This window comes from Vibrio sp. 10N.222.55.C6, from assembly GCF_041473395.1.
Classification (GTDB): domain Bacteria; phylum Pseudomonadota; class Gammaproteobacteria; order Enterobacterales; family Vibrionaceae; genus Vibrio; species Vibrio crassostreae_C.
Map to the genome: position 1 here is coordinate 1 of NZ_JBFRSD010001045.1, position 341 is coordinate 341.

At 39.3% G+C, this 341-nt stretch carries 1 protein-coding gene; it reads left to right on the forward strand.

Annotation, left to right across the window (positions count from 1 at the left end; translation table 11 throughout):
- Positions 1 to 231: hypothetical protein (locus AB4486_RS27475; RefSeq protein WP_372119964.1), on the forward strand; the 231-nt coding region annotated here is incomplete at its 5' end.
- Positions 232 to 341: the final 110 nt, after the last annotated feature.

Below are 341 nucleotides of genomic sequence, written 5' to 3' on the forward strand. Positions count from 1 at the left end.
AATCGTTATAGAGACATTCTTACATTTCATGTCTTGATGGATCTTCCCCATCAAAGGGGATTACCAAAGTTCAGTACTTTGACTTTAAAATTTACTCAAGACATCAAAAACTATATTCAGAAGAGGAGTGACGGTTTGAAAGGTGTCCAGTTCCGCTGGTTCAGATCACTAGCTTATTTCGATGATTTTACCGCGAGTTCAATGGACGGGTTAAACGGCTTTGTTTCCTAATTGGATCTCAGATAGAAACGGCCAGTATGGGTGATTATTAGGCTATTTCTATCGTTTTAGGCATACCTAACCCTGTGAGCTTATTCAACGCTTTAATCATGGCGTAGGTT